24 protein-coding genes and 1 pseudogene are annotated in these 26698 nt (G+C 64.6%); 12 read left to right on the forward strand and 13 right to left on the reverse strand.

Annotated features, from left to right (window positions below):
* Nucleotides 1-96: 96 nt before the first annotated feature.
* Nucleotides 97-1242, reverse strand: coding sequence for an acetylornithine deacetylase (gene argE, locus AB5Y70_RS05185; protein ID WP_039040568.1), 1146 nt, complete (start codon nt 1240-1242; stop codon nt 97-99).
* Nucleotides 1243-1503: 261 nt separating this feature from the next.
* Here argE and argC point away from each other — a divergent pair, with 261 nt between their 5' ends.
* From argC to argH, 5 genes are all read left to right on the forward strand, one after another.
* Nucleotides 1504-2511 (forward strand): N-acetyl-gamma-glutamyl-phosphate reductase, encoded by a 1008-nt coding sequence (argC, locus tag AB5Y70_RS05190; RefSeq protein WP_049636112.1) that lies wholly within the window; start codon nt 1504-1506, stop codon nt 2509-2511.
* 23 nt (nt 2512-2534) lie between these two features.
* On the forward strand, nt 2535-3314 hold the full coding sequence (gene argB, locus AB5Y70_RS05195; protein ID WP_010675689.1) for an acetylglutamate kinase: 780 nt from the start codon (nt 2535-2537) through the stop codon (nt 3312-3314).
* A 25-nt stretch (nt 3315-3339) separates the two neighbouring features.
* Nucleotides 3340-4257, forward strand: a complete 918-nt coding sequence (locus AB5Y70_RS05200) for an ornithine carbamoyltransferase (protein ID WP_049636111.1) — start codon at nt 3340-3342, stop codon at nt 4255-4257.
* A gap of 56 nt (nt 4258-4313) precedes the next feature.
* The gene (locus tag AB5Y70_RS05205) at nt 4314-5549 is read left to right on the forward strand and encodes an argininosuccinate synthase (protein ID WP_010675687.1); all 1236 of its coding nucleotides are present in this window, start codon (nt 4314-4316) and stop codon (nt 5547-5549) included.
* A gap of 202 nt (nt 5550-5751) precedes the next feature.
* The gene (gene argH, locus AB5Y70_RS05210; protein WP_049636110.1) at nt 5752-7137 is read left to right on the forward strand and encodes an argininosuccinate lyase; all 1386 of its coding nucleotides are present in this window, start codon (nt 5752-5754) and stop codon (nt 7135-7137) included.
* Between the two features lie 106 nt (nt 7138-7243).
* On the opposite strand, the gene AB5Y70_RS05215 is transcribed toward argH, so the two are convergent.
* Nucleotides 7244-8137 carry a LysR substrate-binding domain-containing protein gene (locus AB5Y70_RS05215; protein WP_049636109.1) on the reverse strand — a complete coding sequence of 298 codons (894 nt, stop codon included), beginning with the start codon at nt 8135-8137 and terminating at the stop codon, nt 7244-7246.
* A 96-nt stretch (nt 8138-8233) separates the two neighbouring features.
* Between AB5Y70_RS05215 and AB5Y70_RS05220 the strand changes: the two genes are divergently transcribed.
* The 4 genes from AB5Y70_RS05220 to AB5Y70_RS05235 all read left to right on the forward strand — a co-directional run bounded on the left by AB5Y70_RS05220 (nt 8234) and on the right by AB5Y70_RS05235 (nt 10334).
* Entirely contained in the window at nt 8234-8560 is a 327-nt protein-coding gene (locus AB5Y70_RS05220; RefSeq protein ID WP_045522042.1) for a carboxymuconolactone decarboxylase family protein, read from the forward strand.
* Complete coding sequence (locus AB5Y70_RS05225) at nt 8551-8943, forward strand: tautomerase family protein (protein ID WP_049636108.1); 393 nt, start codon at nt 8551-8553, stop codon at nt 8941-8943. Before AB5Y70_RS05220 ends, AB5Y70_RS05225 begins: the two co-directional genes overlap by 10 nt.
* On the forward strand, nt 8940-9464 hold the full coding sequence (locus AB5Y70_RS05230; RefSeq protein ID WP_049636107.1) for a DUF4865 family protein: 525 nt from the start codon (nt 8940-8942) through the stop codon (nt 9462-9464). Before AB5Y70_RS05225 ends, AB5Y70_RS05230 begins: the two co-directional genes overlap by 4 nt.
* 234 nt (nt 9465-9698) lie before the next feature.
* Nucleotides 9699-10334 (forward strand): FMN-binding negative transcriptional regulator, encoded by a 636-nt coding sequence (locus tag AB5Y70_RS05235; RefSeq protein WP_049636106.1) that lies wholly within the window; start codon nt 9699-9701, stop codon nt 10332-10334.
* 73 nt (nt 10335-10407) lie between these two features.
* Here AB5Y70_RS05235 and AB5Y70_RS05240 read toward each other — a convergent pair.
* From AB5Y70_RS05240 to AB5Y70_RS05285, 10 genes and pseudogenes are all read right to left on the reverse strand, one after another.
* Nucleotides 10408-10869 (reverse strand): annotated as a pseudogene (locus tag AB5Y70_RS05240) (hypothetical protein).
* A 200-nt stretch (nt 10870-11069) separates the two neighbouring features.
* Nucleotides 11070-11282: a hypothetical protein gene (locus AB5Y70_RS05245; RefSeq protein WP_043154852.1), complete on the reverse strand. Its 213-nt coding sequence runs from the start codon at nt 11280-11282 to the stop codon at nt 11070-11072.
* Between the two features lie 94 nt (nt 11283-11376).
* The gene (locus AB5Y70_RS05250) at nt 11377-11715 is read right to left on the reverse strand and encodes a DUF1294 domain-containing protein (protein ID WP_039040562.1); all 339 of its coding nucleotides are present in this window, start codon (nt 11713-11715) and stop codon (nt 11377-11379) included.
* A complete protein-coding gene (locus AB5Y70_RS05255; protein ID WP_049636126.1) occupies nt 11712-12302 on the reverse strand; it encodes a sugar O-acetyltransferase in 591 nt (196 codons plus the stop codon). The genes AB5Y70_RS05250 and AB5Y70_RS05255 overlap by 4 nt, the downstream gene beginning before the upstream one ends.
* Nucleotides 12303-12412: 110 nt before the next feature.
* Entirely contained in the window at nt 12413-13666 is a 1254-nt protein-coding gene (locus AB5Y70_RS05260) for an MgtC/SapB family protein (RefSeq protein ID WP_049636105.1), read from the reverse strand.
* A gap of 220 nt (nt 13667-13886) precedes the next feature.
* A complete protein-coding gene (locus tag AB5Y70_RS05265) occupies nt 13887-14723 on the reverse strand; it encodes a transporter substrate-binding domain-containing protein (RefSeq protein WP_039040560.1) in 837 nt (278 codons plus the stop codon).
* Nucleotides 14720-15481: an amino acid ABC transporter ATP-binding protein gene (locus AB5Y70_RS05270; RefSeq protein ID WP_043154848.1), complete on the reverse strand. Its 762-nt coding sequence runs from the start codon at nt 15479-15481 to the stop codon at nt 14720-14722. Before AB5Y70_RS05270 ends, AB5Y70_RS05265 begins: the two co-directional genes overlap by 4 nt.
* Complete coding sequence (locus AB5Y70_RS05275; RefSeq protein WP_043154847.1) at nt 15478-16140, reverse strand: amino acid ABC transporter permease; 663 nt, start codon at nt 16138-16140, stop codon at nt 15478-15480. The genes AB5Y70_RS05270 and AB5Y70_RS05275 overlap by 4 nt, the downstream gene beginning before the upstream one ends.
* Before the next feature lie 74 nt (nt 16141-16214).
* Nucleotides 16215-16880, reverse strand: a complete 666-nt coding sequence (locus AB5Y70_RS05280; RefSeq protein WP_043154846.1) for an amino acid ABC transporter permease — start codon at nt 16878-16880, stop codon at nt 16215-16217.
* Nucleotides 16877-18088 carry a threonine synthase gene (locus AB5Y70_RS05285; RefSeq protein WP_043154845.1) on the reverse strand — a complete coding sequence of 404 codons (1212 nt, stop codon included), beginning with the start codon at nt 18086-18088 and terminating at the stop codon, nt 16877-16879. The genes AB5Y70_RS05280 and AB5Y70_RS05285 overlap by 4 nt, the downstream gene beginning before the upstream one ends.
* A gap of 215 nt (nt 18089-18303) precedes the next feature.
* Between AB5Y70_RS05285 and AB5Y70_RS05290 the strand changes: the two genes are divergently transcribed.
* The 3 genes from AB5Y70_RS05290 to AB5Y70_RS05300 all read left to right on the forward strand — a co-directional run bounded on the left by AB5Y70_RS05290 (nt 18304) and on the right by AB5Y70_RS05300 (nt 23685).
* Nucleotides 18304-20451 carry a prolyl oligopeptidase family protein gene (locus AB5Y70_RS05290; RefSeq protein WP_043154844.1) on the forward strand — a complete coding sequence of 716 codons (2148 nt, stop codon included), beginning with the start codon at nt 18304-18306 and terminating at the stop codon, nt 20449-20451.
* A gap of 203 nt (nt 20452-20654) precedes the next feature.
* Complete coding sequence (locus AB5Y70_RS05295) at nt 20655-22811, forward strand: AsmA family protein (RefSeq protein ID WP_043154842.1); 2157 nt, start codon at nt 20655-20657, stop codon at nt 22809-22811.
* Between the two features lie 139 nt (nt 22812-22950).
* Nucleotides 22951-23685, forward strand: coding sequence for an SDR family oxidoreductase (locus AB5Y70_RS05300; RefSeq protein ID WP_043154840.1), 735 nt, complete (start codon nt 22951-22953; stop codon nt 23683-23685).
* A gap of 59 nt (nt 23686-23744) precedes the next feature.
* Here AB5Y70_RS05300 and glnE read toward each other — a convergent pair whose 3' ends face one another.
* Entirely contained in the window at nt 23745-26615 is a 2871-nt protein-coding gene (gene glnE, locus AB5Y70_RS05305; protein WP_043154838.1) for a bifunctional [glutamate--ammonia ligase]-adenylyl-L-tyrosine phosphorylase/[glutamate--ammonia-ligase] adenylyltransferase, read from the reverse strand.
* Nucleotides 26616-26698 lie beyond the last annotated feature (83 nt).

A 26698-nucleotide genomic window follows, 5' to 3' on the forward strand; every position in this document is an offset into this window, starting at 1 on the left:
TCTGCGCAAGGTCAAATAACAAGCCGATTCAGAACATGTATTTCCCTCACCTGTCCCAAGGCGCCTGTCATGTAACTTACTTACATCCCTGTTTGGCTAGACGCAGAAGCGCCGGATCAGGTGCTGCAGCACCGCCGTGGTCGGTTTGACGAACGACAGATCCAGGTATTCATCGGGCTGGTGGGCCTGGGTGATATGGCCTGGGCCCATCACTATGGTCTCGCAACCCAGCTGCTGGATAAAGGGGGCTTCGGTGCAATAGTTCACGGACTCGGCGGCCCGGCCGCTCGCCTTTTCTGCCTCCCGCACCAGCTCGGAGTCATCCTGGCAGGCATAGGCCGGAATGGGTTCGTGCAGGTGCTGCAGGTGCAGGCAGCCGGGCTGGTGGATCTCGATGGGGGAGAGCGCCTCTTTCAACATGCCCATCAGCTCGTCGGGGCCCACCTGCGGGGTGGGGCGCATGTCGATGTGCAGCTCGCAGCAGCCGCAGATGCGGTTCGGGCTGTCGCCCCCCTGGATGTAGCCGAGGTTCAGGGTGGGCTGGGGCACGGCGAAACGGTGATCCGCGTACTTCTCCTTCAGATCCTGCTGGAGCCTGAGCACCTGACCCATGGCCTTGTGCATGATCTCCATGGCGTTGACGCCGTTGGCGGGATCCGAACTGTGGCCGCTTCGGCCTGTGATGCGAATGGCTTCCGACATGTGGCCCTTGTGGGCCACCACGGGCACCAGCCCGGTTGGTTCGCCGATCACCGCGTAGTCGGGTTTGAGTTCGGCTGCGGCGGCGATGGCGCGGGCCCCGGCCATGGTGGTCTCTTCATCGGCGGTGGCCAGGATGCGCAGCGGCTTGCTCAGGGTCTTGAGGTCGACCTCCTTGAGCGCTTCCACGATAAAGGCGAAGAAGCCCTTCATGTCGATGGTGCCGAGCCCGTACAGGCGGTTGCCCTCTTCGGTCACCTTGAAGGGGTCTTTGGTCCAGGCTCCTTCATCGAAGGGAACCGTATCCGTGTGGCCCGCCAGCAGCAGCCCCCCTTCTCCCTGACCATAGGTCGCCACCAGGTTGAACTTGCCCGGCAGATCCGGCAGGGCCGTCACCTCGCACTGGAATCCAAGCTGGCCGAACCAGTCGGCCAGCAGCCGGATCACCGCCTCGTTGCTCTGATCCCAGCGAGTATCCGTGCTGCTGATAGAGGGAATCGCAATAATATTCTTATAAAGTGAAAAAAAATCCAGTTTGGCCATCAGCTCCTCCTTGCGTCCCCGGAGTGTTTCTGTTAGAAAATACAAATGCAAAGTGAGTGCATGAATATTCTGTTCGAGTGCTCATCGACAAGGCTTCTAGTTGTAAGGGAAAGTTAATGTTCTGTCACCTGATCTGTAACCGACGACGCATATCCGCCTGAATTGCCCCTCCGCACTCGTTGCATCAAAGGGGCGATAGCCGACCCCTTGCACCGCAGCACCATGCTGTGAATTTCGAACCCAGACTTGGAATACTCAAACATGCTTAAGACCGTTATCGTCGGTGCCAGTGGCTACGCGGGGGCCGAACTGGCCGCTCTGGTCCAGAACCATCCACAACTCGAGCTGTTCGGCCTCTATGTTTCCGCCGGCAGCCAGGACGCCCACAAGCGCTTCTCTTCCCTGCATCCCCAGTGGGTGGGCAAGCTGGATCAGCCGCTGCTGCCCCTGGACGAAGACGGCATGACCCGGATCCTGACCCAGGCCGATCTGGTGGTGCTGGCCACTGCTCACGAGGTGAGTGCAGAACTCGCGCCCAAGTTCCTGGCCAAGGGGTTGCCGGTGTTCGATCTCTCCGGTGCCTTCCGGGTCAACGATCAGCAGTTCTACTCCTCCTTCTACGGCTTCACCCACGAGAATGAGCAGTGGCTGGAGCAGGCCGCCTACGGTCTGGCCGAGTGGAATGCCGATGCCGTCAAGGCCGCCCAGCTGATTGCCGTGCCGGGATGCTACCCGACCGCCTCCCTGTGCGCCCTCAAGCCGCTGCAACAGGCCGGGCTGATTGCCCAGGGATGGCAGCCCATCATCAATGCGGTTTCCGGCGTCTCCGGGGCCGGTCGCAAGGCCGCCATCAACACCAGTTTCTGCGAAGTGAGCCTCAATCCCTACGGCACCTTCAATCACAGGCACCAGCCGGAGATCAGCCACCACCTCGGCAAGGAGGTGCTGTTCCAGCCCCACCTCGGCAACTATGTGCGGGGCATCCTGGCCACCATCTATGTGCAACTGGCTGAAGGGGTGACGCAGACCCAGGTGGATCAGGCCTACCTCAAGGCCTACGAAGGCAAGCCGCTGGTACGCCTCACCGGCCAGATGCCCTCCATCCGCGGCGTGGCGAGCACGCCCTACTGCGACATCGCCTGGCAGCAGCAGGGCAACATGCTGGTGGTGGTTTCTGCCATCGACAACCTGCTCAAGGGGGCCGCCTCGCAAGCCATGCAGTGCATAAATATCAAGTTTGGTTTTGAACCGGCCACCGGCCTGATTTAACGCTTTAAGAAAGGATCGAGAAGATGGACAAGCAGACGCTGGTAATCAAGTTGGGTGGTGCCCTGATCGAGAACGACGAGGCCCTGACCGCCCTGTTCGCCACCCTGAAGACCTTCCTGGATGATCAGCACCGTCCTCTGGTGCTGGTGCACGGTGGTGGCTGCCTGGTGGACGACCTGCTCAAGGGGTTGGGCATGACCTCCACCAAGAAGAACGGCCTGCGGGTGACCCCGTTCGAGCAGATCCCCGTGATTGCCGGTGCCCTGGCCGGGACCGCCAACAAGATGATGATGGCCAAGGCCATCTCCACCGGCATTCCTGCTGTGGGTCTGTGCCTCGCCGACGGCGGTCTGTGCCAGGTGACCCAGCTCGATCCGGATCTCGGTGCGGTCGGTGACTGCAAACCGGGCAACCCGGCGCTGGTGGCCGGCATCCTGGGGCAGGGCTTCCTGCCGGTGGTGAGCTCCATCGGCATTACCGCCGACGGACAGATGATGAACGTCAATGCGGATCAGGCGGCCACCGCCATCGCCGAAGCGCTGGGCGCCGATCTGGTGATGCTGTCGGATGTGAGCGGCATTCTGGATGGCAAGGGCAAGCTGGTGCCGCAACTGGACAAGCAGAGCGCGCTGGACCTGATGGAGAAGGGCGTTATCACGGACGGCATGGCCGTCAAGGTGAAAGCCGCCCTGCACGCCGCAGAAACCCTGGGCAAGCCGGTCTGTGTCGCCAGCTGGCGCTACCCGGATCAGCTGCTCAAGCTGCTGGCTGGCGGCGCTGTTGGCACCCAGGTCACCCTCTGATCTCCACCGGGAAAAGGACAATCCGATGCAACATCTTCTGAAAGACAGTGATTTAAGCAAGGCCCAGATCGAGGCGCTGCTGGCGCTTGGTAAAGCGGTCAAGGCCGATCCGAAGAAATACAGCCAGGCCCTGGCGGGCAAGAGCGTGGTCACCCTGTTCGAGAAGCCCTCCCTGCGTACCCGGGTCACCTTCGACATCGGCATCGCCAAACTGGGTGGTCACAGCGTCTATCTGGATCAGCAGAACGGCGCGCTCGGCAAGCGGGAGTCGGTGAAGGATTTCGCCAGCAACCTGTCCCGCTGGTGTGATGCCATCGTCGCCCGGGTGTTCGATCACCAGACCCTGGTCGAGCTGGCCGAGTTCGGCTCGGTGCCTGTGGTCAACAGCCTGTGCAACCTCTACCACCCCTGCCAGGGGCTGGCGGATTTCATGACCATCAGCGAGCACTACAGCGATCTGGCCAAGGTGAAGCTGGCCTATCTCGGCGATGGCAACAACGTGAGCCACTCCCTGCTGCTGCTGGGGGCGACCCTCGGCACCGACGTGACCCTGGTCTGCCCGAAAGGTCATGGCCCGGATACCCAGATCTTCCTGCAGGCCCAGGCGCTGGCAGCTCAATCTGGCGCGACCATACATATCAGCGATGATGTCGCGGATATCGAAGGCTTTGACGTGGTTTATACCGATACCTGGGTTTCCATGGGTGACAACACACCAATGGAGCAGGTAAAAGATATCTTCATGCCTTATCAGATCAACCAGGCCCTGCTCGATCGGACCGGCATCCAGCACGTGCTGCACTGCCAGCCGGCCCACCGGGAGCTGGAGATCACCTCGGAGGTCATGGACGGCCCAGCCTCCCTCATCATGGATGAGGCAGAAAACCGGATGCATATCCAGAACGCCGTGCTGCTGACCCTGTTCGGACAGGGCCAGAAGTAATCCGGCAACCGACCCGGAATCACCCCTTTTTATCGAATCATCACGGAGAGAAGTAAATGAGCGGAATCAACAAGATCGTACTGGCTTACTCGGGCGGACTGGATACCTCGGCCATCATTCCCTGGCTGAAGGAGCACTATGACGCTGAAATCATCGCCTTCGTCGCCGACGTGGGCCAGGAGCGTGACGATCTGGAAGGGATCGAGCAGAAGGCCATCGCCTCCGGCGCGGTCAAGTGCATCGTCAAGGATCTGCGGGAAGAGTTCGTCAAAGAGTATGTCTACCCGACCCTGAAGACCGGCGCCGTCTATGAAGGCACCTACCTGCTGGGTACCTCCATGGCCCGTCCGGTGATCGCCAAGGCGATGGTCGAGGCTGCCCTGGCGGAAGGGGCTGATGCCATCTCCCACGGTTGCACTGGCAAGGGCAACGACCAGGTGCGGTTCGAAGGGGCGGTAGCTGCCCTGGCTCCCCAACTGAAAGTGATCGCCCCGTGGCGGTTGTGGGACATGCGTTCCCGGGAAGATCTGCTGGCCTATCTGGAAGCCCGCAACATCCCCTGCAAGGCGACCCTGAAGAAGATCTACAGCCGCGACGCCAACGCCTGGCACATCTCCACCGAGGGTGGCGAGCTGGAGAGCACCTGGAACGAGCCGTCCGAAGCCGTCTGGCAGTGGACCGTCTCTGCAGAGGATGCCCCGAACGAGCCGGAATACGTCAAGCTGACCGTGGCCAAGGGCGAAGTGGTCGCCGTTGACGACCAGCCGCTCAGCCCGCACCAGATCCTGACCACCCTGAACGAACGTGCTGGCAAGCACGGCGTGGGCCGGATCGACATCACCGAGAACCGGATGGTGGGCATGAAGTCCCGTGGCTGCTACGAGACCCCGGGTGGTACCGTGATGGTTGCCGCACTGCGCGCCGTGGAAGAGCTGGTACTGGACAGACCGACCCGCGCCTGGCGGGAAAAGCTGGGTGCCGAGTTCTCCCACCTGGTGTATGACGGTCGCTGGTTCACCCCGCTGTGCAAGGCCATTGTCGCCTCCGCCAACGCCATCGCCGAGGAGCTCGACGGTGAAGTGGTGCTGAAGATGTACAAGGGTCAGGTCACCGCGGTGCAGAAGAAGTCGCCGAACAGCCTCTACTCCGAAGACTTCGCCACCTTCGGTGCCGACGAAGTGTACGACCAGAGCCATGCCGAAGGCTTCATCCGTCTCTACACCCTGGCGAGCCGGATCCGCGCCATGAAAGAGCAGCATCAAGCCATCGGTGGCGACCATACCCACGGCTAAGCAAGCGCTATCACCCGTTGATACGAGGGGGCATGGCCCCCTCTTTTACAGGCAGAGAGGCCCTTTGCCATCCTCATCGGGTGTGACAAGAGCGGCTGCGCCCTGGCCGCTTCTGTGAGATAACAGGCTCGCAGAAAAACAGGGCAAGATTTCAAGTTCGACGGCGCAAGGGGCCGCCGACAACGCATTCAAGGAGAGCAGTATGGCACTTTGGGGTGGACGCTTCAGTCAGGGAGCCGATAGCCGGTTCAAGCAGTTCAACGATTCGCTGCGGTTCGACTACCGTCTGGCGGAGCAGGATATTCAAGGCTCCATGGCTTGGGCCAAAGCGCTGGTCAAGGTGGGGGTGTTGACCGAGGGTGAACAGGGCAAGCTGCAGCAGGCGATGGAGGTACTGCTCGCCTCCGTGCAGCAGGATCCCCAGCAGATCCTGAACTCGGACGCCGAAGACATCCACTCCTGGGTCGAGAGCCAGCTCATCGACGCCGTCGGCGCCCTTGGCAAGAAGCTGCACACCGGTCGCTCGCGCAACGATCAGGTCGCCACCGACCTTAAACTCTGGTGCAAGGCACAGGGCGAACTGCTGCTCGGCTCCATCACCGCCCTGCAACAGGGGTTGGTGGCCTCCGCCCGTGCCAACCAGGCCGCGGTGCTGCCGGGTTACACCCACCTGCAGCGTGCCCAACCGGTCACTTACGCCCACTGGGCCCTGGCCTATGTGGAGATGCTGGAGCGGGACCATTCCCGTCTGCAGGATGCCCTCAAGCGCCTCGACACCAGCCCGCTTGGCTGCGGCGCCCTGGCGGGCACCGCCTATGCCATCGACCGCGAAGCCCTGGCGCTCGACATGGGCTTTGCCGGCGCTACCCGCAACAGCCTGGATTCGGTCTCCGATCGGGATCACGTGGTGGAGCTGATGCACGTGGCGTCCCTCTCCATGACCCACCTGTCGCGGTTTGCCGAAGACCTCATCTTCTACAACACCGGCGAGGCGGGCTTTGTCGAGCTGTCTGACGCCGTCACCTCCGGCTCGTCCCTGATGCCCCAGAAGAAGAACCCGGACGCGCTGGAGCTCATTCGTGGCAAGACCGGCCGGGTGGTCGGCGCCCAGATGGGCATGTTGATGAGCCTCAAGGCGTTGCCGCTGGCCTACAACAAGGACATGCAGGAAGACAAAGAGGGGCTGTTCGACGCCCTCGACACCTGGCACGACTGCCTCGATATGGCGGCGCTGGTGCTGATCGATCTGAAGGTCAATGGCGAGCGGACCATGGCGGCGGCCCAGGGCGGTTACGCCAATGCCACCGAGCTGGCGGACTATCTGGTGGCCAAGGGCATCCCGTTCCGTGAGGCGCACCATATCGTCGGCGAGACCGTGGTCTATGCGATCCAGGTGAAAAAGCCCCTGGAAGAGCTCTCCCTCCCCGAGTTCCAGCGCTTCAGCCCCGTGGTGGGGGAGGATGTTTACCCGAACCTGGAGCTGGAAGCGACTCTGGCCAAGCGGGTTGCCAAGGGAGGCGTCGCTCGCGAGCAGATAGAGGTAGCCCTCACCGCCGCCGAGGCCTGGCTGGCCAAACGGGCGGGTTAAGCCAAGCGGCTCGCCATGGGAACAAGAAGGCAGAACGGCAACCCCAGGGTTGCCGTTTTTTTATGGGTACGCCTCGGCGCCGTGGGGCGCGTTGACCAGGCGCTGTTCAGCCCCTGTGTCCGGCGCTGGCATGATGTACGGCGTCCGTGAGCAGTCGTTGCAACTGGCTCCTGGCCTCGTCGGTTTCATGGCTGGCGGCGAGTAGCACCACCCCCAGGGTGCCCGGTGAGGGCAGCACGCCGCCGAGGGTGGCGAGACTGGCCGGCATGCCGATGGCGGAACGCACCGTGATCCCGAGCCCGGCCTGTACGGCGGCCCAGATCCCGCCCAGGCTCTGGCTGGTGAAGGCGATCCGCCAGGGGATCCCTGCATCGTCGAGGGCGCGGATGGCCCGTGCCCGCATCAGGCAGGGGGCATCGAAGAGCACCAGGGGCAGGGGCTCCCCGCGCGCGAGCAAAGGGACGGGGTCCCACTCGGGGTGGGCAATCCAGGCCAGTTGCACCACCTTGATGAGGGGAAGATCCTCCCGCTCTCCCTGTGGCTGCCAGGCGAGAGCCATGTCGAGGGTGCCCTCCCTGATCCCCTGCACCAGAGCCCCGTTGCGATCGATGCGGGTCGTCATGCGCAGGGCCGGGTGCTGGCGACAGAGGGGCCCCAGCACGGCGGGGAGCAAAGATTCACCGAAGTCCTCCTGCACCCCGAGCCGGATCTCCCCTTGCAGCAGTTCCCCTTTGAGGGCGAGCACGGCTTCGTCATTGAGCGCCAGCAGCCGCTTGGCGTAGCCCAGCAGGCGCTCACCGCTGGCTGTCGGCACCAGGTGACGTCCCTGCTTCATGACCAGATCGGTGCCGCACTGCTGTTCGAGTTTTTTCAACTGGGCGCTGACCGCCGAGGTGGAGCGGCACAGCCGCTGCGCCGCCAGCGCAAAGCTGCCGCACTCCAGCCCCAGCACATAGCTGCGCAGGGCATCGAGATCCAGGCTGGGGGGAAGGGGTGACATAACTATCCTTATAATCGGGATGATTGGTCTTGAATATTTCGATTTTTTAAATTGTAGCAGTGAGGGAGAGTGGCTTCATCCACCAAGGAGATTGCCATGACACCTGATGTTCCCGATCGCGCCGCCCTGGCGCAGCTTGCCCCCCGACTCGCCCGACTGGCGGAAGAGACGCTGTTTGGCGATATCTGGCAGCGCCCCACCCTCTCGGCACGCGAGCGCAGCCTGATCACCCTGGCCATCCTGGCGTCCCTGGGCCGGGTGCAACAACTGCCCTGGCATATTGCATTCGCCCGGCAAAACGGCCTGTCCCGGGATGAGCTGGAAGAGCTGTTTACCCATCTTGCCTTCTACGCCGGTTTGCCCGCCGCAGTGACGGCCGTGGGCTATCTGCCCCCCCGCGAGGAGGTGACCCCATGCCGCTGACCCGTATCACCCTGTGCGAGGGGATGAGCGACGCACACCTGCAACAACTCAGCGCCCTCTACCACCAGACCCTGGTGGAGGTGTTCGAGGTGCCGCCGGAGGATAAATTCCAGATCCTCGAGATCTTGCCTGCCAGTGCGCTCATCTATGACCCCCACTACCAGACCGGCCGCCGGGACCAGGGTTTCATCCTCTTCCAGATCCTGGCGGGCAAGGTGCGCAGCACCGCGACCAGGGAGCGGCTTTATGCACGTCTCGCCGAGCGCCTTGAGGCCGAGCTTGGGATCCATCCCGACAACCTCATGGTGGTGATCCAGCAGACCGATGCCGAGGCGTGGAGTTTCGGCCAGGGCCGGATGTTCAGACAGGAGGTGGCCTCATGATCGCCATGCACTACCGATTCACCCTGCCCGCAGACTACGACATGGCGCTGATCGAGCAGCGGATCGCCAGCAATGGCGCCAGACTGGACGGCTTTCCCGGTCTGTTGTTCAAGGCCTATCTCTACAGCCGTCAGGACGATGGGGCCCTGCCGGGGCAGGAGAACCGCTATGCCCCCTTCTATGTGTGGCACAGCGCCGAGGCGATGCACCGATTCCTGGCAAGCGAGGGATTCGCGGCGCTCACCCGGCATTTCGGCTGGCCCCGCATCGAGACCTGGCATCTGCTGCGGTCGCCGGATCCGGCCTCCCTCGACGGGGCTTGCATGGCCAGGCTGCGGCGCACCAAGGTCGCTTCCCACGACCAGCTGGCCGACCTGCACGGCGAGGCCATGGTGAGCGGCTGGGGTCTCACCCGATGGGAATGGCTGGAGGCGGATTTTCTCCCGTCCCTCTCATCGCCCTTGCCTGCCGGGGGCGAGATCTACCGTATCGGCTATCTGGCGAAGGGGGGAGGGGGGTAAAGCGGAATTATCTTTGTCATTGATGTTGTTTTTCCATTCACTTGGGCTGTTAAGGTGATATTCGCATCGTGAACATAGGGTGTTATATCGCGTTTGTGGATGATGATGTGGAATTGCGTTCACCTGCGGCAATGAACTGGCTCAGTGGGCACATTCGGGGTGACGGCCCGTGCCGGGCAGGGCATGATCCCGCTGCAATGCGTATGGACGCGTCAACCGGATCAAGGAGTTCCCATGTACCTGCCACCCCATTTCGCCGTTACCGACCCCGAGGCGCTGCACCAGCTGATGCAGGCGCACCCTCTGGGGGCCCTGATCACCTGTGGTGAAGGGGGGCTGGATGCCAACCACCTGCCGTTCGAGTTCGATGGGGAGCAGGGGGCCCACGGGGTGCTGCGGGCCCATGTGGCCCGCAACAACCCGCTTTGGCAGGAGGTGAAAGACGGCGACGAGGTGCTGGTGATCTTCCGCGCCGCCGAGGGTTATATCTCCCCCAGCTGGTATCCGGGCAAGCAGGTTCATCACAAGCAGGTGCCCACCTGGAACTATGCCGTGGTGCACGCCCATGGCCGTATCCGGGTGAGGGACGATGCCCGCTTCGTGCGTCGCTTGCTCGCGACCCTGACCCGTACCCACGAGGCGGGAGAGTCCATTCCCTGGAAGATGGCGGATGCACCGAGAGACTATCTCGAGACCATGGTGCAGGCCGTGGTGGGCATAGAGATCGAGATTGAGCGGCTGGTCGGCAAGTTCAAGCTGGGTCAGAACAAGGAGGCGGCGGATCGCCTGGGAGCGGCCAATGCCCTGCAGGAGCGCGGGCAGACCGCACTGGCCGGCGCCATGCTGAGCCCGCCTCCTTCACAGTCCTAGCGTGGCACCCAGGGAGCCGCCCGAAAAAAAACGGTAACCGCCAGGTTGCCGTTTTTCATGGTTCCACTCCCGCTCACGCGCTGGCATTGAGCAGCTTGCCTACGCCTTCCCCCGGGCCCTGGGGCAGGGTTTGCTTGAAGGCATAGAGCAGCTAATCGAGGTTGAGGCCGCTGTTGCCGAGGGAGCCCTTGAGGGTGTCGAGCTCGCTCTGCAGCGCGTCGAGGCGGGTGCTCTGGGTGCCGTCTGCCAACTGGGTGCGGGCGGCATCGATGGCCTGGGGCAGGGGCTGGCCCGAGGATTCCTGGCCCAGGGTCTGCATCAGCGCCCCCATGAAGTGGTTGATTGCGGGGCGGTTCTGCTCGCTGTCAGCCTCCTGGATGCCGAGGCGCTGGAACAGGCTCTGCACCGTGGGGGCAAGCCGCTCTTCCTGCACGGCGGGCTCGGTCTGGGTGGGCGGCGTACCGTCGCCCAGCAGCTTGCTGCCGAGCTTGATGGCAAGGGAGGCGAGGGGAAGCAGGGTGCCGATGGCGATCATGATGTCACTCTCCGTACGACTGATGTCATGACGGAGCAGGGAACGGGCCAGCTTGGCGAGCATTCAGCCGAAAAATGGCAGGGGATTGATCCTGCTGTGAATTTCGTTTTTGCCAGGCAGAGGGCGAGCGGGTGCGAACGGGGGCGGCGGCAAACCCTTGCAGCCCGGGGGCTGGTTGGTTTGCCACCCGGCTTGCCGGATCAGAGATCCTTGAACGGGCGGCGTTTCTCCTCCTCGATGACGATGGCCTCCAGATTGGCGATGCGCTCCTGCAACTCCTTGATGATCATGTCCTGCTTGCCAAGACGGTCGGTAATGCGGGCATCCCCCATCTGGTAGCGGGCGCGCTTGGTGAGATAGCTGAACGACACGCTGATAAAGACGATCAGAACGATACCTGTCCACATGGTCATGAATGACTCCTTTCAATATTTGAACGAGAGGATCTGTCTCCCGTGCTGTCGTTGTCTCATACCCGACCCTGGGCGGCAATGCCCGCCTGGTTGTTCAGAGCGGCCAGAGCGGCCAGCCGAGCCAGATCCCGAGCAGCAGCAACTGCCCCCAGACGATGGCCCAGAACCGCAGGCGGTAGCTCCCCTTCTGGGTCTTGTGGCGCAGCCACTGGCGGGCGACCAGGGCGCCAGGCCAGCCGCCGCACAGCTCAAGCAGATGCAGGCGGGCCTCGGGGACGCGCCAGCCGCCACGAATGGCCTGGCGTTTGTCCCAGGCGTAGACGACCAGGGTCAGCAGGCTCATCAGCAGGATCAGGGCCAGCGGCCACCAGTTGGCATCGTGCGCGCCGAGCCAGCCTGCCCAACCCAAAGGCAGCAGGGCAAGGGCCATCATGACAGGCACGCCTGATCCCGAGTCTCGCCCGGTTGTAGCGTGCGGATCACCCGGGCCGGATTACCCACCGCCAGGGAGTCCGCCGGGATGTCCCGGGTGACCACGGCGCCAGCCCCTATGATGGAGCGGGGCCCTATGGTGACGCCTGGGCAGATGATGGCCCCGCCGCCAATCCAGCAGTCATCGCCGATCCGCACCGGCTTGTTGTAGGCGGTCCAGTTGCGTCGCTCCAGATAGTCCATGGTGTGGGTGGCGGTGTAGATCTGCACGTTGGGGGCCAGCAGCACATGGTTGCCGATGTGCACCTCGCCCACGTCGAGAATGGTGATGTTGAAGTTGAAGAAGGTCTTCTCGCCGATGTGGATGTTGCGGCCGAATTCGCAGGTGAAGGGGGTGCTGATCCAGCAGGAGTCGGGACAGTGGGCGAAGAGGTCGCGGCAGATCTGCTGGCGCAGGACGTGATCCCCCGCCGGTGAGGCGTTGAGCCGGCTCAGCAGCGCCTGGCCGCGAATGCGGTCGTTCGCTATCTCCTCGCTCTGGCTGTCCAGGGCGCCCCCCGCCAGTACCTTGTCCCAGTCGCTTGCCATGGTCATCTCCTCCTGCTGCAAGAGGGGGCAGTATACGCGACAAGGGGAGGGGGTGTCAGAGTGCCGGGCCCGTCAGGTGATCCCCGTCATCCTGTCATCACGCCATCACGTCACAGGACAAGGGGCAGGATGAGCAGGATGGAGACGAGGTAGGGGAGCAAGACCCGCCGCCCCAGGCTGCGTCCGCCAATCACCAGTGCCAGCACCCCTTTCACCAGGGAGTTGACCAGCCCGGCGAGCAGTATGCCCCTGGCCGCCACCTCCAGGGCCAGCTCCTTCTGGGCGAGCTGGGAGAGGGAGAGGGTGATGGCGTCCACGTCCGTGATGCCGGAGACCAGCGACAGCAGATAGACCCCGGAGTTGCCCACCTTGCTTTGCAGCAGGGTGGCCATGAAGCCGATGAGGGCGAGCAGCAGACCGAACTTGATGGCGGTGGCGAGATCCAGCGGGTTGCGGGTTTCGGGCTGTACCGGGCCGTCCGGCATCTCTTCCCGCTGGCGCCAGAACCAGAAGGCAAAGCCGTAGACGATGGCTGCCAGCAGCAGCAGGGGGACAGCCAGACGCAGCGCCAGCTCTCCGTGGATGATCAGCACCAGTGCCAGCAGCCTGAGCCACATGGTGGCTCCCGCCAGCAGAATGCCGGTGGCCAGCAGCCGCTCCAGCCCTCCCTGCTCCTTGTTGAGGCGGGCAAATTGCAGGGTGAGGGCGGTGGAGGAGGCGAGCCCCGCCAGCATGCTGGTGAGCACCAGCCCGGAGCGGGTGCCGAGCAGGCGCACCGCGAAGTGACCACAGAACGAGATGCCGGCGATCATCACCACCATGAGCCAGATCTTGAAGGGATTGAAGGCATTGAGGGGACCCATCTCGGTATCGGGGAGCACCGGCAGCAGCACCAGGGAGATAAGCAGAAAGCGCAGGGTGGCGTGAAACTCCATTTCGCTCAAGAACAGCATCCCCTGCTGGATCTTGCCCTTGAGCCCCATCAGGAGGGCCGCCAGCACGGCGCAGGCCACCGCCTCGCTCGGGCTCTGCAGCACCGACATCAGCCCCAGCAGGTAGGTGAGCACCATGGCTACCGAGCTGGTGAGGCCGAACTCCCCCTGCCAGCGCTGGGCCAGCCAGACCGAGAGGCCGCACCCCGTCACCACGGTCAGCAGACCGAGCAGGGCCAGCCAGGCGCCCAGGGTGGGCAGCAGCAGGGCGCAGACCCCGCCGAGCAGACCGATGAGGCCATAGGTGCGCATCCCGGCGATGCGCTGGTTGTCTCCGAGCTGGCGCACCTGCCAGCCCCGCTCCAGCCCGATGATGAGTCCGATGGCCAGGGACACCAGGGCGCCGTAGACAGGCTCGGCCTCTATCCACATGGGTTTCTCCTCCCGCTGCCGTTTCAGTGAGGATGGCACAGGGCATCCCGGGGCAGGGGGAGCTGGCTCACAGAGCGGGTGTCCCGCCTGCCGGGGTCTTGCAAACAAAAAAAAGGCGCCACCTGGAGGGGGCGCCTGGAAAGGTCAAACCTTGCGGTTTGCAGACCAACGGAACCAAAGATCACACACTTCACACTCAGCACTGCTGTGGGGGCAGGGCTCAACCCTGCCACTTGCCTCCTTCCACTATCACGTCGTTGGGATCGGTATCGGCGCTCAGTTTGTCGCGCACATACTGGTCGTAGAGTTTCAGCAGGTACTTCTCTTCCCCCAGCTTGGCGAGACGGTCGTTGACCCAGTCACGCAGCTCGATATTGCCCTTCTTCACCGCCGGCGCGATGGGGTCTTCCGAGCCCAGCTTCTCGGGCAGCACCCGATAGCCCGGGTTCTCCTTGGCCCAGCTGAACAGCACCAGGTTGTCCTGGGCATAGGCATCGCCGCGGCCCTGGGCCAGGGCCTGCAGGGATTCGGTGTTCTTCTCGAACTTGAGCACCTTCCAGTCCGGGTGGTTGCGGGTCAGCCAGATGTCGGCCGTGGTGCCGGTGGTGACGATAAGCCGCTTGCCGGCCAGATCGTCGAGCTTCTTGGCGTCGCTGCCTTCCGGCACCAGCACCTGCACCGCGACCTTGAGGTTCGGGTTGGTGAAGTCCACCACCTGCCGCCGCTCCGGGGTCACCGTCATGTTGGCGAGGATCAGATCCACCTTGTCGCTCTGCAGGAAGGGAATGCGACTGGCGGGCTCCACCGCCACGAACTCGACCTTGTTCTCGTCCCCCAGCAGATCCTTGGCGAAGCGGCGGCCGAGATCGGTGTCAAAGCCGACGTAGTTGCCCTTCTCGTCCACATAGCCAAACGGCGGCTTGTCGGTGAAGACACCGACGATGAGCTTGTCCCGCGCCTTGATCTTGGCGAGGGAACCGTCTTCTGCCTGGGCGGCGCCGCTGGCGAGGCCCAGGCCGATGAGGGCGCTAAACAGGACCGAGGTAATTATCTTCATGCTGACTCCTTTCGTTTGCTGACAGTTGTATAAGAAAACTTGGCGAGGAACTGGCGCGCACGCTGGCTGCGCGGGCTCTCGAAAAACTGATGGGGGGCGGCCTGCTCCAGGATGTGGCCACCGTCCATGAAGACGATGCGATCCGCCACCGCCTGGGCGAACGCCAGCTCGTGGGTGACGATGAGCAGGGTCATGCCGCTGCCGGCGAGATCCCGGATCACCTCCAGCACCTCCTGTACCATCTCGGGATCCAGCGCTGCGGTCACCTCGTCAAACAGCATCACCTGGGGGTTCATGCACAGGGCCCGCACGATGGCGATGCGCTGCTGCTGGCCGCCGGAGAGCTGGCGCGGATAGTCATGGCGCCGCTCCCACAGACCGATGCGGGTCAGCAGCTGCTCCGCCTGCAGCAGGGCCTCCTGCCGCTCCCGCTTCTGCACCTGCACAGGGCCGAGCAGCACGTTCTCCAGCACCGTCAGGTTGGGGAAGAGGTGATAGCTCTGGAACACCATGCCGATGCGCTGGCGAAGCCGCTGCCAGTCGGTGCTGGCATCCAGCAACTCTCCGTCGAAGCGAATGTCGCCCCCCTGAATGGGTTCGAGCCCGTTGAGGGTGCGCAGCAAGGTGCTCTTGCCACAACCGCTTGGCCCCAGGATGACAATCACTTCCCCGGCGTTCACCGTGAGGCTGACCTCGTCCAGTACCCGGTGTTGGCCGAATTGTTTGCTGACAGCATTGAGCTCAAGCAGAGGTGTCATACCGCATTACCCCATTGTTGCTCCAGCCGGCGCGAGGCGAGCGAGAGCGGATAGCAGACCAGAAAAAAGAACAGGAACAGCAGACCGTAGATAAGCAGCGAGCCATAGGTGCGCTCGATGATCTGCTGGCCCACCTTGATCACCTCCACCACCCCGATCAGCACCGCCAGGGAGCTGGTCTTGATGATGCGGGTGTAGATGTTGATGGTCGGCGGCGTCAGCCGTTGCAGCGCCTGGGGCAGCAGCACGTGGCGATAGAGCTGCCAGCGGGAGAGCCCGAGCGCCAGGCCAGCCTCCTGCTGGCCGCGGGCGAGGGAGTTGAGGCCGCCGCGAACCACTTCGCCTACCTCGCTGGCGCCCCACAGGGCCAGCACCAGCACGGCGCACCAGAAGGCCGGGATATCCAGGCCAAAGAAGATCGGCAGCCCGAAGAAGAAGAGGTAGAGCCAGACCAGCACGGGCACCACCCGAAACAGCTCCAGATAGACCCGCAGCACGACCCGAGTCAGCCTTCCCCCTTGCTGGGCCAGCACGCCGTAACCGACCCCGCCCAGGGTGGCGAACAGGATGGCGAGCAGGGAGATGGCGAGGGTCTGGCCCGCGCCCACCGCCAGCAGCGGCAGCGCCTGCGCCAACTGCTCAGTGACCGGACTGGCCATAGTGATCCCTCCTTTCTTGTGCATGGGTGGCGAGTGACGGCGGCAGCAGGACAATAGGTGCCTTCATCAGTTGCTCAATGACCGAACTGACCATGTTGCAGCCTCCTTTCAACGACGCGCAGGGCAAGGGAGAGCGGCAGAAAGATCAGCACGCACATCAAGGTCAGCACCGCCAGCATCTCGTAGGTCTTGTAGTAGAGGGCGATGTAGTTCTTGGTGGTGTAGAGGAGCTCGGGCACCGCCACCGCCGAAGCCACCGTGGTCTCTTTGAGCAGAAAGATGAAGTTGGCAAACAGCGCCGGCAGGCTGGCGAGCCAGGCCTGGGGCAGCTGGACGTGGCGCAGCAGCTGCCAACGGGAGAGGCCGATGGCCCGGCCTGCTTCCAGCTGGCTGGGGGGGATTGCCTGAACGCCTGCCCGCAGCGCCTCGGTGAGGTAACCGCCACCGAGGAAGGTCATGGCGATCACCGCCGTGGCAAAGCCGGAGAGCGAGATGCCGAGCGCCGGCAGCCCGAAGTAGAGAAAGAACAGCTGGATCAAGAGCGGCGTGTTGCGGGCCAGCTCCACATAGGCGCGGATCACCCCGTTCAGCCAGGGCTTGTGCAGGCTTTGCAGCGTCACGTTGAGTATCGCCACGGCGAGCGAGGTGAGGATCACGATGGCGCCGAGCTGCAAGGTGACCCAGACCGATTGGCCGAACGTCGGCAGGGTAGTGAGAACAAAGGACCAGTCGAAGCTCATGCCGGGATCCTCCCGTCGCGGCGCAGCCGCTGGGGCACGACCGTGATGGCGTCAGGGTACTTGATGCCGGCGCCGGTGTTGAGCACCACCACCCGCTCGCCCCCCTGTATCCAGCCAGCTTCCCGCAGCTGGCGGGCGGCGGCGAAGGCGGCCGCCCCTTCCGGGCAGACGAAGCTGCCTTCGCGCGCGGCGAGTTGACGGATCTCGCGCTGGATGGCGCCATCGTCCACCGCGACGGCGCACCCCTCGGTGCGATAGAGGGCGTCCAGCACCAGAAAGTCCCCCAGCGCCTTGGGCACGTTGATGCCAAAAGCGAGGGTCTGGGAATCGGGCCAGAAGCGCGATTCGCGCTCCCCCTGCTGCCAGGCCTGGACGATGGGCGCGCAGCCGCTCGCCTGCACCGCCACCAGTCGCGGCAGCGGCCCCTTGACCCAGCCCAGCTCCTGCAACTCCCGCAGCGCCTTGTAGATGCCGATGAGACCAACCCCGCCGCCGGTGGGGTAGAGGATGACGTCCGGCAGGGTCCAGCCGAGCTGCTCTGCTATCTCCAGCCCCATGGTCTTCTTGCCCTCGATGCGATAGGGCTCCTTGAGGGTGGAGGCATCGAACAGCCCCTGCTCGGCCACCGCCTCGGCCACCTGGCGACCGGCGTCGCTGATGAGGCCATCCACCAGATAGAGGCGGGCACCGGCCAGCGAGGTCTCCAGTCTTGTGATGGCGGGTGCCGCCTGGGGCATGACTATGGTGCTGCGCAAGCCGGCGCGGGCGCCATAAAGCGCCCAGGCCGCACCGGCGTTGCCGTTGGTGGGCATGGCGAAGTGGGTGATGCCGAGCTCCCGGGCGCGGGAGACGCCGACCGCGGCGCCGCGGGCCTTGAAAGAACCGGTGGGGATGATGCTCTCATCCTTCATCCAGAGATCCGGAATGCCGATCTGTTTGCCGAAAGCGGGCAGGGGCAGCAGAGGGGTGAAGCCTTCCCCCAGGGTGATCACCTGGGCGGGGTCGCGCACCGGCAGCAGCTCGTGGTAGCGCCACAGGCTGGCGGGGCGCCCCAGCAGAGCGGCCGGGTGCCAGGCCTGTTTCAGGGCCTCGAGGTCGTAACTGGCCAGCAAGGGGGCACCGACCGGGCTCAACTGCTGGGGCTGATCGGCATTCACTATCTCGCCGGTCTTGCTGCAACGTAGATGTGATAGGTAGCTGTACGGCATGCTTTATCCTGAATGGCTCACGTTGGCTGGTGTCTTATTCCATCCTGTGACCCAAGGGCCGGATAACAAACAAAATAAAGCGGCAAACTTAAGCGAAAAAATTCATATGGCTCCCCCGTGTCGGCGGGCCACCCTCTGCCACCGGTCGGGGGGTTGGGCCATCCGGCGCGCTTTGTTAACCTGCCCGCTCACTCAAACCGCAGGGAGCCGCCTCGATGCGAGCCATTGTCAGCCTGCTGGCCCTGTCACTGCTCTGTGCGTGCAGCGGCCAGCCAACCAGAGAGGATGCCATGTCAGGGAATACGCGCCTTCACTACCCGGTCACCCGCCAGGGTGAGCAGGTGGATCACTATTTCGGCCAGGCCGTGGCCGACCCCTATCGCTGGCTGGAGGATGACCGCAGCCCCGAGACGGAGGCCTGGGTCAAGGCCCAGAACCGGGTGACTCAGGGTTACCTGGCGCAGATCCCGTATCGCGCCGCCATCAAGGAGAAGCTGGCCGCCTCCTGGAACTACGCCAAGGAGGGGGCGCCGTTTCGCGAGGGGCGCTACCACTACTTCTTCAAGAACGACGGTCTGCAGAACCAAAACGTCCTGTGGCGCCAGCTGGAGGGCAAGCCGGCGGAGGTATTCCTCGATCCCAATACCCTCAGCCCCGACGGCACCACGGCGCTGGATCAGCTGAGTTTCTCCCGCGATGGCCGCATCCTGGCCTACTCCTTGTCGCTGGCCGGCAGCGACTGGCGCGAGATCCACCTGATGGACGTAGAGAGCAAGCAGCCGCTGGAGGCGCCCCTCAGGGACGTGAAGTTCAGCGGCATCAGCTGGCTCGGCAACGAGGGCTTCTTCTACTCGAGCTACGACAAGCCCGACGGCAGCGAGCTGTCGGCCAGGACCGATCAGCACAAGGTCTATTTCCACCGGCTCGGCACGGCGCAGGAGGATGACCGGCTGGTGTTCGGCGCCATCCCGGCCCAGCACCACCGCTACGTGGGGGCGACCGTCACCGAAGATGACCGCTTCCTGCTCATCTCGGCGGCGAACTCCACCTCCGGCAACCGCCTCTATGTGAAGGATCTGGGCCAGGAGAACGCGCCGCTGCTGACGGTGCAGGGGGATCTGGATGCGGACGTGAGCCTGGTGGACAACCAGGGCGGCACCCTTTATCTGCTGACCAACCGGGACGCCCCCAACGGCCGGCTGGTGACGGTGGATGCCGCCAACCCGGGTCCGGCGCGCTGGCGGGATCTCATCCCCGAGCGTCAGCAGGTGCTGACGGTACACAGCGGCAGCGGCTATCTGTTTGCCGAGTACATGGTGGATGCCACCGCCCGGGTCGAGCAGTTCGACTACGAAGGCAAGCGGGTGCGCGAGGTGGCGCTGCCCGGCCTTGGCAGCGTCAGTGGCTTCAACGGCAAGCACGACGATCCCGCCCTCTACTTCGGCTTCGAGCACTATGCCCAGCCGCCGACTCTCTACCGGTTCGAGCCCAAGAGCGGCGCCATCAGCCTCTATCGCGCCTCGGCGGCGCCGTTCAAACCGGAGGATTACGTTTCCGAGCAGCGCTTCTACCAGAGCAAGGACGGCACCCGGGTGCCGCTCATCATCAGCTACCGCAAGGGGCTGAACCTCGATGGCAGCAACCCGACCATCCTCTACGGCTATGGCGGCTTCGACGTGAGCCTGACCCCGAGCTTCAGCGTGTCGGTAGCCAACTGGCTGGATCTGGGGGGCGTCTATGCGGTGGCCAACCTGCGCGGGGGCGGCGAGTACGGCCAGGCCTGGCACCTGGCGGGCACCCAGCAGAACAAGCAGAACGTGTTCGACGATTTCATCGCGGCGGCCGAGTACCTCAAGGCCGAGGGCTACACCCGCACCGATCGGCTGGCGATCCGAGGTGGCTCCAACGGCGGTCTGCTGGTGGGGGCGGTCATGACCCAGCGGCCGGATCTGATGCGGGTCGCCCTGCCGGCGGTGGGGGTGCTCGACATGCTGCGCTACCACACCTTCACCGCCGGGGCGGGCTGGGCCTATGACTACGGCACCAGCGCCGACAGCGAGGCGATGTTCGACTACCTGAAGGGCTACTCGCCCCTGCACAACGTCCGGCCCGGGGTCAGCTACCCCTCGACCCTGGTGACCACGGCGGATCACGACGATCGGGTGGTGCCGGCCCACTCCTTCAAGTTTGCCGCCACCCTGCAGGCCGACAATGCCGGCCCCCATCCCCAGCTCATCCGCATCGAGACCAATGCCGGGCACGGGGCGGGCACGCCGGTGGCCAAACTTATCGAGCAGAGTGCGGACATCTATGCCTTCACCCTGTACGAGATGGGCTACAGGGAGCTGCCGCGTCAGCCTTGATCCGGGCGAGACGGGCGCCAGCCATCCACTATCATCAGGGCCCTGCGGGGCCCTTTTTATTGCCGCGCGTTGGAAGAGCTGCGCTGGCTGCACTAGCTGCGACCATCCCTGTCTCGCCGCTGGCCCGTTTTGGCAGACGGGCCCCATCTGTCATCCCCCCGGTGGTATAGTCAGCCACAAGATCCGCATTCAAGGAGTCCATCGTGAAGAAGATCATCTACATCCTGCTGGGGTTGGCGCTGGCGGCCGTGGTGGCCATCGCCGCCCTGGTGTCTCTCATCGATCCCAACCAGTTCAAGCCCCAGCTGGCGGAGCAGGTGCGCAAGAGCACCGGCCGCGAGCTGGTGATACAAGGGGATATCGGCTGGCGTTTCTGGCCAAGCCTGGGCCTCTCCCTCGAGAAGGTGGCGCTACGCAACCCCGCCGGCTTTGCCGAGCCCGACCTGGTGCGATTCGAGCAGGGTGAGGCCTCGGTAGGCTTGCTGCCGCTGCTCTCCCACCGACTTGAGATCGGCAAGGTGACCCTGAGCGGCGCTCATCTGTTTATCCAGACCAGGGCTGACGGCAGCTCCAACCTGAGGGATCTACTCCAGGCCTCCGCCGACCCCAAGGGGGAGGCGACCTCCGAGCCCGCCGCAACGACGCCCCCAGCCGCCAGTGACAAACAGCCCTGGCAGATCAGCCTGCAAGGCATCGCGCTGGTGGATGCCAGCGCCCTGGTGCGGGACGACCGCAGCGGTACCGTCTCCCGGCTCGACAGGCTGGATCTCGATCTGGGGCAGTTGACCCCGGGGGAGTGGGTACCGGTGACCCTGGCGGCCAAGGGGGCACAGGGGGATCTGGCCTTTGATCTCAAGGGTCAGGCCCAGCTCAAACCGGCCCGGGAGGCCATGAAGAGCGAGCTTAAGGATCTCAATCTCAGCGGCAGCCTGAACCAGCCGACCCAGCGGCTGGATGCTTTCTCCCTCAAGGCCGATCGGCTGGCATTGGGGGAGTGGAGCAGTCTGAGCCTTAGCCTCAGCGGGGCACAGGGGGCGGCGGACAAGCCGACCCTGGCCGGTACGCTGGAGGGGACCCTCAAGGCGCGCCTCGATGAAAACCGGCAACTGCTGGAGCTGTCGGATGCCGTGCTGGCCGCCAAGCTGAGCGGCGATGCCCTGCCGCGCCCGCAGATGCAGCTCAAACTCGCTGGCTTTGCCCGCGCCGAGCTGGACAAGCAGGCCGTCACCCTCAGCAACCTGGTGATGGGGGTGGATGATGCTCTGCTGAGCGGCAGCGGCGCCGTTCGTCTGGGGGCCGTTCCCAAAGTGGACTTTGACCTCAAGGGGGAGAAGCTGGATCTCGACGGCTGGCTCGGTCAACCGGCCAAGGCTGCACCTGTGGCCGCCACCTCGGGAGCGGCTGCACCGGCCGGAACGCCGACACAGACCGCCGTGCCCGCCAACAGGGCGCTCTCCACGGCCGAACCGGATCTTACCGCCCTCAAGTCGGTGGACCTGGCTGGCCGACTGCAACTGGGCAGCCTGCGCCTCAAGGGGCTGGATCTGAGCGCCGTCGATCTGCAACTGGCCCTGGCCGGTGGCCAGCTCACCCTCAAGCAGTTCAGCGCCGGGGTGGCCGGCGGCCAGGTGACCGCCAGCGGCGTGCTTGATGCCCGTCAGCAGCCGGCCCGCTATCAGGTGCATAAGCGGGTGCAGGGAGTCGAAGTGCGGCCCCTGCTGCAGACCCTGGCCCAGACCGACCTGCTGGAAGGCAAGGGGGATCTGGAGGTGGAGGTGCAGGGTAGCGGTCTTTCCGAGCAGGCGCTGCGCAGCCGGATGCAGGGCAAGGTGAACCTCAAGTTGAGCGACGGTGCCCTGCACGGCATCAACCTGGCGGAGATGATCCGCGAGGCGCGGGCCACCCTGACCGGCAAGGGAGCGGATCAGGTGAAGGAGGTGCGCAAGACCGATTTCAGCGCCCTCACCGCCAGCTTCCAGATTGCCGACGGGATTGCCAGGAGCGACGACATCCAGCTCTTTGCCCCCGCCCTGCGGGTGAAGGGGCAGGGCCAGACCGCCTTGGTGCCGGAGACCCTCGACTTCCTGTTCCTCACCTCCGTGGTGGAGAGCAGCAAGGGACAGGGGGGCAAGACGGTGGACGAGCTCAAGGACATCACCATACCGGTGCGCATCGGCGGCCACTGGCAGGCGCCGAGCTACAAGCTCGACGTGAAGGCACTGCTCAGCAACAACAAGGTGCTGGAGGAGAAGGCCCGCAAGGAGGCCGAGCGCGGTCTCAAGAAGCTGCTGGGTGACAAGGCCGACAACGAAGGGGTGAAGGGGGTGGCGGACCAGCTGCTCAAGGGCCTGTTCAAATAGCCACCCTCCCGTTGTTGTCATCAAGAGCCCGCCCCGTGCGGGCTCTTTGCTGTGGTGCCGGGCGTTACGGGACGAGGTGTGGTCGGCAACATGAGGTACTATGCGAAATAGTCTTCGAAACCGGGAACCAGGAGGGTTCATGAACAAACGGGTGCTGATCACCGGCGGTGGCAGAGGTATCGGGGCCGCGACAGCCCGCTATCTGGCGGCGCAGGGTTACCATCTCTGTCTCAACTATCGTCAGGACAGGGCGTCCGCCGAGGCGGTGGTGGCCGAGATCCTGGCCACCCATCCGGTCGAGTGCATCGCGGTGCAGGCCGATGTCAGCGTGGAGGCCGAGGTGGTGCGCCTGTTCGAGGAGATGGACGCGAGGCTCGGCCCCGTTACCCACCTGGTGAACAACGCCGGCAGGTTGCAGCCCCAGATGCGGGTGCTGGAGATGAGCGCAGAGCGCATCAACCAGACTCTGACCACCAATGTCACCAGCTGCTTTCTCTGCTGCCGCGAGGCAGTGCGCCGCATGACGGCAGGGGGCGCCATCGTCAACGTCTCTTCGGCCGCTGCCCGGCTGGGCTCCCCCGGGGAGTACGTGGATTATGCCGCCGCCAAGGGGGCAGTCGACGTGCTGACCAGAGGCTTGTCGCTGGAGCTGGCGGCCCAGGGGATCCGGGTCAACGGGGTGCGTCCGGGTTTCATCTACACCGACATGCATGCCGACGGCGGCGAGCCCGGCCGGGTGGACAGGATCAAGGGGGCCATTCCGCTGCAACGGGGCGGCGAACCCCGTGAGGTGGCGACCGCCATCGCCTGGCTGCTGTCGGACGAGGCCTCCTATGCCACCGGCACCTTCATTGATGTGGCAGGTGGGCGCTAGGTCATCTTCAACAAGCCTCTCGTCAACGAGAAGGGGCGCCATGGCGCCCCTTCTGCTTATTATCCCAGCAGCTGTTGCCAGACCGCCAGCACATGGCCCCGCTCTCGCGGCAACTGATCGTCCCCCACCTTGCGGGAGATCTCCGAGAGATTGAGGCGATGGCCGAGGTTGCGGATCTCCAGATAGGCCTGCTTGAGCCCCTCTGCCTGCTCCAGTGTGAGTACCCCCGCCATCACGCACTCATCGAAGATGCGCACATTGTCTGACCAGCGGGTGAGGGCGTCCGGCTCACCGCAGGCATGGGCCAGCACCAGGTACTGGGCGATGAACTCGATGTCCACCATGCCACCGGGGGACTGCTTGAGATCGAACTCTCCCTCTCCCGCCTTGAGCAGGTGATCCCGCATCTTCTGGCGCATCTCCCGCACTTCGCGGGCCAGGGTGGGCAGATCCCGCTCCTTGGCCAGCACGTCGCGGCGGATGCGGGCAAATTCGGCGACCACGGTATCATCGCCATAGATGGGACGGGCTCGCACCAGGGCCTGATGCTCCCAGGTCCAGGCTTCCTGCTGCTGGTACTGCTCATAGGCCGACAGCGATGAGACCAGCAGGCCTGAGTCGCCGGAGGGGCGCAGCCGCATGTCGATCTCGTAGAGGATGCCGGACGGAGTGCGGGTGCTGAACAGATGCAGGATCCGCTGGGCCAGGCGCAGGTAAAACTGGCGGCTGTCGATGGGCTTGCGGCCATCGGTGTAACTGTTGGGGTCGCCGCCGTGCAGGAACACCAGATCGAGATCCGAGCCGTAGCCGAGTTCGATGCCCCCCAGCTTGCCGTAGGCCACCACCGCAAAGCCGCGCTGGCCGCTCACCGCCACCTCGGGCGGCACCCCGTAGCGTTCGCTCATCTGGGCCCACGCCTGATTGACCACCTCCTCAGTGATCGCCTCCGCCAGCCAGGTGAGGTGGTCGCTCACCTTCATCAGCGGCAGGGCGCCGGCGATGTCGGCGGCGACGATGCGCAGGAGCTGCACCTGCTTGAACTGGCGCAGCGCCTCCATCTGCTGCTCCACATCCTCCTCGGGGATGCGCAGCAGGAACTGGCGCAGCTGGGGCTTGTACTGATCCAGCGGGGTGGGGTGGTAGAGGTGCTGGGGATCCAGCAGCTCGTCCAGCAGGATGGGGTAGCGGGCCAGCTGCTCGCTCACCAGGTTGCTCTCGTCACACAGGCGTACCAGCTGGCGCAGGGCGGCGGGGTTTTCCGCCAGCAGTTGCAGATAGGCGCTGCGGGTGAAGATGCGAGTCAGCAGGGTGCAGACCCGCTCGAACAGGCGGGCGGGCTCGCGGCTCGCCACCACCAGCCGCAGCAGCTCCGGCATCAGCCAGTCCAGGGCGATACGCCCCTGGGGCCCCACCTGACGGCGCTTGTACTCCTCCTTGAAACGCAGCAGGGCGGCGCCGAGGGGGGCGGGCTCCACCACTCCCTGCGTGGTCAGCAGTTTTTCCAGCTCGGCGGCATCGAGCTCGGTGCGCCAGAGATCGAGCCAGAGCTGTTCCAGGTGGGCGGGGGCCTCCTTCTCTTCCCCCACCACGGCGACGAACTCCTGATGGACGGCGGCCATCTCCTCATCGAGGTGGGCCATGAAGGCGTCCCAGTCGGTAAAGCCGAGGGTGGCGATGAGCCGCTGGCGATCCCGATCCTCGGTGGGCAGAGTCTGGGTCTGCTGATCGCCGATCTCCTGCAAGATGTTTTCCACCCGGCGCAGGAAGCGATAGGCGGTGAGCAGGCGTTCGCACTGGCTCCCCTCCAGGGCGCCCCCCTGGGCGATGGCGGCCAGCGCCTCGGGCAGGTGGCGTACCCGCAGGGCGGGCTCGCGCCCGCCACGGATGAGTTGCAGCGCCTGGGCGATAAACTCCACCTCGCGAATGCCCCCGGCCCCCAGCTTGATGTTGCCCTCCAGTCCTTTGCGGCGCACCTCGGCGGCGATCATCGCCTTCATCTGGCGCAGGCCGTCGATGACGCCGAAGTCGATGTAGCGGCGGAACACGAAGGGGCGCAGCAGTTCGGTCAGGGCCGTGGCGTGTTCACACTGGGGGCCCAGCACCCGCGCCTTGACCATGGCGTAGCGCTCCCAGTTGCGGCCGTGATGCTGGTAGTAGTCCTCCATAGCGGCGAAGGAGATGGCGAGCGGCCCCGCATCGCCAAAGGGGCGCAGCCGCATGTCGACCCGGAACACCTGACCATCCTGGGTGGGCTGGTGGAGGGCGTTGATGAGACGCTGCCCCAGCTTGATGAAGAACTGCTGGTTGGCGAGCTCCCGCCGCCCGCCAACGGTGTAGCCGTTCTCGGGGAAGGTGAAGATAAGGTCGATGTCCGAGGAGAAGTTGAGCTCGCCGCCGCCGAGCTTGCCCATCCCGAGGATGAGCAGCGGCTGGGGGTTGCCATCGCCGTCCATGGGGGTGCCCAGCTCGCTGCACTGTTTGGCGTAGAGCCAGTCGCGGGCTCCACAGATGAGGGCATCCGCCAGCTTGGTGAGATGGATGAAGCTCTCTTCGACCTCGGACTCCCCGAGCAGCTCGCGCCAGGCGATCACCAGCATGCGGCTGCGGCGGAACTGACGCAGGATGCGCTTGAGCGCCTCCTCGTCCGCGACCTCGGCGAGCAGGGCTGCGAGCTCAGGTTCATAGGCGGGCCAGCGCTCGGCCCGGGTCAGTGCGTCCGATGCCAGGGTCTCGGCCAGCAGCCCCGGCTGCTTGATAAGGGAGTCGGCGACAAAGTCGGAGAGGCCGAGCAGGGTCAGCAGGGTCTGGCGGGTGGGCTCGGGCAGTGCGTCATACTGGGGCGCCAGGGCGAGCAGCCGCTGCCAGTGGCGCAGGGCCTGCTCCTGCAACAAGGGAGAGAAGGCGGAGAAAGAGGGAGAGTGCTGGGCCACGGTTGCCATCCTTGTGGTTGACGAGTCTGCAGGGAGAGTGAAATGCCGGCTGCCAATCTAGCACTCCCGGGCGCTGGCGTCAC

This window comes from Aeromonas sp. s1(2024) (assembly GCF_040908005.1).
In the GTDB taxonomy this organism is placed as follows: domain Bacteria; phylum Pseudomonadota; class Gammaproteobacteria; order Enterobacterales; family Aeromonadaceae; genus Aeromonas; species Aeromonas caviae.